The organism is Amycolatopsis sp. NPDC033938, assembly GCF_055575975.1.
Window position 1 is genome coordinate 220453 of the sequence record NZ_JBVIRO010000011.1, and the last position, 6367, is coordinate 226819.

The following is a 6367-nucleotide window of genomic DNA, read 5'->3' on the forward strand; positions in this document are numbered from 1 at the left end:
TGGGACGTGAGCACCGACACCCCGATCACCGAGACCACGTCGTTCCCGCTGTCCGTCGCCGGCGACGAGATCACCGCCGCACAGCTGCACGGCATCCTCCGCCTGCGTGTGGACGTGTTCGTCGTCGAGCAGAACACCGCCTATCACGAGATCGACGGACGCGATCTCCTGCCCGGCACGAGGCATCTCTGGATCGGTGGTTCCGTCGCCGTCGACTCGTACCTTCGGGTGTTGCAGGACGCCGGCGGCACCTTCCGCATCGGCCGGGTGTGCACGGCCGTCCGCTCACGCGGCAAGGGACTCGCGGGACGGCTGATGGAGACCGCCCTCGCGGGGATCGGGGACGCGCCGTGCGTCCTCGACGCGCAGACGTACGCGAAGGACTTCTACGCCAAGTACGGCTTCGTGGCCGAAGGCGACGAGTTCTTGGAGGACGGCATCCCGCACATCACGATGTGGCGCCGGGAGGTGCGGTAGCCGTGATCACCCCGACCGCGCGGTCCACATCGGCCTCGGTGAGGTCGGCCCGCGCGGTCAGGCGCAGGCGGGAGATGCCGTCGGGTACGGACGGCGGGCGGAAACAGCCGACCCGGACGCCCTGATCCGCGCACGCGGCGGCCCACGCGACGGCCGCTTCGGGGGACGGCGCCTGCACGGAGATCACCGCGGCGTCCGGGAGACCGACCCGGAACCCCGCCGCTTTCAGTTGCATAGCAAGGTTTCCGGCCGCGTCGGTCACCTTGGTGGCCAGCTCCGGCTCGGCCTTCAACGCGTTGAGCGCGGCCAGCGCGGCGGCGGCACTGGCGGGCGCGAGCGCGGTGTCGAAGATGAAACTGCGCGCGGTGTCCACGAGATGCTTGATCACGCGACGCGGCCCGAGTACCGCTCCGCCTTGCGCCCCAAGGGATTTCGACAGCGTGATCGTGGTGACGACATCCGGTGCGCCGGAGAGCCCCGCCGCGTTGACCGCACCGCGGCCGCCCTCGCCGAGGACACCGAAGCCGTGGGCGTCGTCGACGAGCAGTGACGCGCCGTGTTCCCGGCAGACCGCCGAGAGTCGCTCCAGCGGCGCGATGTCGCCGTCGACGGAGAACACGGAATCGGTGACGACGAGCGCGCGCGGTTTGCGGCGGGTCGCGAGGGCGTGTTTGAAAGCGTTCGGATCGCTGTGGGCGACCGCGGCGATGTCCGAGCGGGACAGCCGGCAGCCCTCGATCAACGAGGCGTGGATGTACTTGTCCGTGACGATCGCGGAATCCGCGCCGGACAGGGCCGTGACGGCGCCGAGGTTCGCGGTGAAACCGGACGAGAAGACCAGCGCGGCCTGCGCGCCGCAAAAGCGGGCGAGTTCGTGCTCGAGTTCGACGTGGACCTCGGTGGTGCCGGAGACGAGACGGGATCCCGTCGACCCGGCGCCCCAGCGCAACGCGGCGGCCGCGGCCGCACCGGCGACGCGTTTGTCACGGGCGAGCCCGAGGTAGTCGTTGCCCGCGAGATCCAGCTCCGGTTCCTGCGCCTGCCGGATGCGCAGCTTGCGCACCAGCCCGGCCTCGGCCCGCTTCTCCGCCTCCACGTCGAGCCAGTCGAAGACCTGGTCGGGAGGGAGGTTCTGCGGAGCGGAGGCGGGAGAGTTCACGTCCCGCAGTCTCCCATCCGAGCTTCGGCGCCGGGCGTGGTGGTCCCCACAGCGAACGGGCTCGCGGCTGAAGGGCGCTTTCCCCGCATCGCATGCGGCGAAAGCGCCCTTCGCCGCGTGAGATGCGGGGAAAGTCCCCTTCAGCTCACGACCCCTGGAACCCAGGACGACCCCGAACGCCATGAAAGGTCCTTTCCTTGCAAAATTTGCAAGGAAAGGACCTTTCATGGCACTAGCCGCCGGGTGGACCGGCTTCAGTTACTTCAGCTGTCGAAGCTGCGACGCGGGCCGCGGCTCGGACGCTGCGGGCGACCACTGCCGCCGCCGGACTCGCCACGACGCGGGCGGCCGCGGAAGCCGCCGGGACGGCCGCCTTCGCGGTGACCGTGACCCTCGCGCGAACCCTGGTAGCCACCGCGGTCGCCGCCACCGTAGCCACGGCCACCGCCGCGACGCGGGGACTCACGACGACGCTCGATGACCGGCTCGCCGCTGGGCTGCTGCGCACCGGTGATGCGGATGAGCTCGGCGTCACCGGGGCGGACCGTGGTCTGCTCGGCGCGGACACCGGCGCGGTCGGTCATCCGGCGCACCATGCGGCGCTGGTCGTGGGTGACCAGCGTGACCACGACACCGGACGCCCCGGCGCGCGCGGTGCGGCCCGCGCGGTGCAGGTAGTCCTTGTGGTCGGCGGCCGGGTCCACGTGCAGCACCAGCGAGATGTCGTCGACGTGGATACCGCGCGCGGCGACGTCCGTGGCGACGAGGACCGGGGCGAAGCCTTCCTTGAAGTCCGCGAGGACCCGGTTGCGCTGGCCCTGGGTCTTGCCGCCGTGCAGTGCGGCCGCGTGGACGCCCTTTTCGCGCAGGCGCTCGGTGAGGCGGTCCACGTGGTGCTTGGTGCGGACGAACATGATCGTGCGACCCTCACGGGCGCCGATCTCGGTGATGACGTCCTGCTTGTCCTGGTGCGACACCTGGAACACGTGGTGGTCCATGGTGGTGACGCTCGCGGTCGACGGGGCGACCGAATGCGTGACCGGGTTGGTCAGATACGCGCGGACCAGGCGGTCCACGTCCCCGTCGAGGGTGGCGGAGAACAGCAGGCGCTGGCCGTCACGCGGGGTCAGGTCGAGGATCTCGCGAACCTGCGGCATGAAGCCCATGTCGGCCATCTGGTCGGCCTCGTCGAGCGCGATGAAGGTGCACTCCGACAGGGACGCGGTGCCCTGGCGGACGTGGTCCGACAGCCGGCCCGGCGTGGCGATCAGCAGGTCGACGCCGCGGGAAAGCGCGTCGGCCTGACGGGTGAAGGCCATGCCGCCGACGGCGGTGCGGCACCACAGGCCGAGCGACTTGGCCAGCGGGGTCAGCGAGTCGGCGACCTGCATGGCCAGCTCACGGGTCGGCACCAGGATCAGCGCGCGGGGGTGCTTCGGGCGGGCCCTGCCGCCGTTGAGCCGGGTCAGCATCGCCAGGCCGAAGGCCAGGGTCTTGCCGGAACCGGTCTGCGCGCGGCCGAGCACGTCGCGGCCGGAGAGCGCGTCGGGGATGGTCGCCGACTGGATCGGGAAGGGGGTGGTGATCCCGCCCTCGGCCAAGGCCTTCAGCAGCGGGTCGGGAAGCCCGAGCTCCGCCCAGGTCGTGGCCTTGACACTCTCGACGGCGTCGTTGTGCAGCATGGCGTCACCCGCGGGGCGGGTACGCGGCTTGCGGTGCTGCCTTGCCGACGGTGAGGTGGGGCCGGAGTTGAACGTGACTGTCACAAATGCCTCTCGGACGTGGTACGTCACAAGGAGGCCCGGGGCTGCCCGCACGCAAGGCAGGGCAAGATGGTGTGCACAGATGGGCGTTCACAGGGACGAACCCGGCACACCGCGTCTGCATGACACCGCGCGCCAATTGGTTGATACGGATACCGCGAGCCATTCGGTTGGCTTTGGAGGCGACGGACACCACTCATCCACGCCGCCGGTTGCGGTCTAGCACTACTGTACCGGACCGTTATCCGGGCTCCCAACGGGAGGGACCGATTGTGGGCAGGGTCTCCACGACGGTGCTCGTCCAGTAGACGCCATGAAGGGGTCTCCCAAGACGGATTCCGTCCTGAAAGACCCCTTCATGACATTGTGGACAGTCGCTCAACTTCCCTGACAGGTCACCGACGGCTGCACCGGATTCGTGCCCGCCGACTCGACGACGAGACCGAACGTCGTCTCGCCGTCCGGCGCGACCACGCCGTTCCAGTTCGCGTTCCGGACGTTCACCACGTTCCCCGATTGGCTCAGCGTCCCGTTCCACACACTGGCGATCCGCTGCCCGGCGGGCAGCACCCAGCCCGCCAGCCACCCGCCGTAAGCGGCCGTGCCGTGGTTCATGATCGTCACGGTCGCCTGGTAGCCGCCCGACCACGAGTTCGTGACGGCGAACATCGCCATGCACGAACCGCCGGTGGGCGGCGGGGAGGTGGGCGTTGTCGACGAGGGCGGCGTGCCCGGTTCGTTGATGCCGGTCACTTCGCCGTTGCCGCCGTCGAAGACGACGTCGGAGCAGCCGTAGAACGTCTCGGCGCTGTCGGAGCGTTTCCACACCGAGTAGATGACGTGCCGCCCGGTCTTGTTCGCGGGCAGCGCGCCGCTCCACTTGTACTGGCCTTCGACCGTGCCGACGGAACCGGTCACCGGCGGGTGGTCCACGGTCAGGAACGGCTGGTCCTCGAAGTCGTCCCAGCGCAACGGCCGGTTCGGATCCCAGCCGTCCTTGGTGACGTAGGTGTAGAACCAGCCGGGATGCGCTGCCCACGCGTTGTAGGAGAAGTCGAACGTCGCGCCCGCCGTCAGATGTGTGAGCGGCCAGTCACCGACGCCGTCATAACCGGCGTACCCGGGATTGCCGCCCGAGCACAGTTGCCCGTCGGGGATGAAGCCGCGGGTGCGCCCGGCGCCGTCGGAACGCAGGACGGCGAACCAGTTGTAGAGCGAGTTCGCGCCGCTCGTCCGGACGGCGGCGGAGCACGCCGGGTTGTGCGGGACGATCTCGCCGGTCGGGGACAGGCCGTCCTTCCAGCAGAGGAACGTGCGGCTGCCCGGTTTCATCATCGCGCCGTGCGCGGCGGCGGTGCCGGTGTTCAGCACCACGGCGAACACGCTCGCCAGTAGCACGGTCACGACGGCCAGGACGGTACTTCGTTGTTTCGTCACGGTCGGCTTCGCCCTTCTCCCATGCGGACATGGCCGCCTGACGGTGGCGGCCGGTGCGTATGGGAGCGCTCCCAGTAACGAGGGTAAGCCACTTCCGGGTGGTGCGGAAGAGCTTTCAGCTGTCTCGAAACAGGGTCTCGGCAAGTCGCACAGCCGCCGGTCGTGACCGGCACAGCGAGAGGGTCATGAGGAGCCCCGTGGGACGAAATCGGTCCCATGGGGACCCCTCATGACACGTCAGCGCAGTCCGGCGATCTCCCGCAGTTCCTCGATCAGCTCCGGAACGGCCGTCAGCCGCTCCGGCAGTCCTCGCGAGTGGAACCAGGTGGCGATGTTCCGCACGTCACGCGCGAGGAACTCGAGCCCGCCCGGATTGGCCACGATGTCGACCACCTGCGGGAGATCGATCACCATGATCCGCTCGCGGTGGACGAGCAGGTTGTATGCCGACAGGTCGCCGTGCGCGAGCCCTTGCGACGCCAGGAGTTCCAGCATCGCCGAGGTCTGGAACCACAGTTCCCGCAGCTGCTCCGGCTCCGGCCGGACCTGCGCCAGCCGCGGCGCGGCCGTCTCGCCGTCGCCGAGGAACTCCAGCAACAGTTCGGTACCGTCGCGCTGCACCGGATACGGCACCGGCGCGCCGACCGCCCAGAGTTTGCTCAGCGCGGAGAATTCGGCCACCGCCCACTGTTCGGCGATGAGGTTGCGGCCGAAGCTGCTGCGCGACTCCATGGCCCGCATTTCGCGCGACCGCCGCATCCGCCTGCCTTCGAGATAGCCCGCGTCGCGATGGAACAGCCGGTGCTCCCCGCTGCGGTACCGCTTGGCGGCCAGCACCGTGCCGGGCGTGTCGGGCAGGCCGCGGCGCACGAGGTGGACGTCGGCCTCCTTGCCGGTCTTGAGGATGCCGAGTTCGGTGTCCACCGCCGCCAGTTCGGTGATCACCCAGTCCGGCCGCGGATACGGCCCGTGCTCGGCTTCGCCCCAGGTGCTCCAGCGGTCGCCGCCACCGGGGATGGCGGTTTCGGTGTAGGCGTCTTCACGCAGCCTGGCGAGCCGGACGCGTTCGGCCTCGGTGAGCCGGCCGCCGCGCTCGGGTGCGGGTTCGTCGTCGAACCGGCCGCGCCGGGCACGACGAGGACGGCCGGTCTTTTCGTAAGCGTGGGATTCTTCGAGTTCGTGCTTGCGCACTGGTGGGTTCTCCTAGTCAGGATGCCCCACCGGGCGAGCGTGGTCGCGCTCAGCCTCGAGGGGCGAGTGGATGGGGGCGGCAAAGGCCCCGGACAGTCATCAGCACGAGGCACCTCCCAATCGCATCCACCGGCTCCTGCCGGATCGCGCACGATCATGGCGGACGCTCTTCCGCGTCCGCAACCGAATTATCGAGAGATAGGGCAGAGGCTTCCGGTGAGCGGTCGGTACAGGTGGTGGGGGGGGGGGGGGGGGGGGGTGAGACCCGGCCCGCCCCCCCCCCCCCCCCCCCCCCCACCCCCCCCCCCCCACCCCCCCCACCCCCCCCACCCCCCCCGCC

Annotated in this window: 5 protein-coding genes; 1 reads left to right on the top strand and 4 read right to left on the bottom strand. The window is 70.0% G+C overall.

Annotated features, from left to right (window positions below):
• The first annotated feature begins 6 nt into the window (after window positions 1-6).
• Entirely contained in the window at window positions 7-477 is a 471-nt protein-coding gene (locus tag ACZ5ZX_RS26385; protein WP_465504655.1) for a GNAT family N-acetyltransferase, read from the top strand.
• Here the strand turns inward: ACZ5ZX_RS26385 and ACZ5ZX_RS26390 are convergent.
• From ACZ5ZX_RS26390 to ACZ5ZX_RS26405, 4 genes are all read right to left on the bottom strand, one after another.
• Window positions 449-1636 carry an 8-amino-7-oxononanoate synthase gene (locus ACZ5ZX_RS26390; protein WP_465504656.1) on the bottom strand — a complete coding sequence of 396 codons (1188 nt, stop codon included), beginning with the start codon at window positions 1634-1636 and terminating at the stop codon, window positions 449-451. The genes ACZ5ZX_RS26385 and ACZ5ZX_RS26390 overlap by 29 nt on opposite strands.
• Before the next feature lie 263 nt (window positions 1637-1899).
• Window positions 1900-3402, bottom strand: coding sequence for a DEAD/DEAH box helicase (locus ACZ5ZX_RS26395; protein WP_465504657.1), 1503 nt, complete (start codon window positions 3400-3402; stop codon window positions 1900-1902).
• A gap of 375 nt (window positions 3403-3777) precedes the next feature.
• Window positions 3778-4836 carry a lytic polysaccharide monooxygenase auxiliary activity family 9 protein gene (locus tag ACZ5ZX_RS26400; protein WP_465504658.1) on the bottom strand — a complete coding sequence of 353 codons (1059 nt, stop codon included), beginning with the start codon at window positions 4834-4836 and terminating at the stop codon, window positions 3778-3780.
• 237 nt (window positions 4837-5073) lie between these two features.
• Window positions 5074-6027, bottom strand: coding sequence for a serine protein kinase RIO (locus ACZ5ZX_RS26405; protein WP_465504659.1), 954 nt, complete (start codon window positions 6025-6027; stop codon window positions 5074-5076).
• Window positions 6028-6367 lie beyond the last annotated feature (340 nt).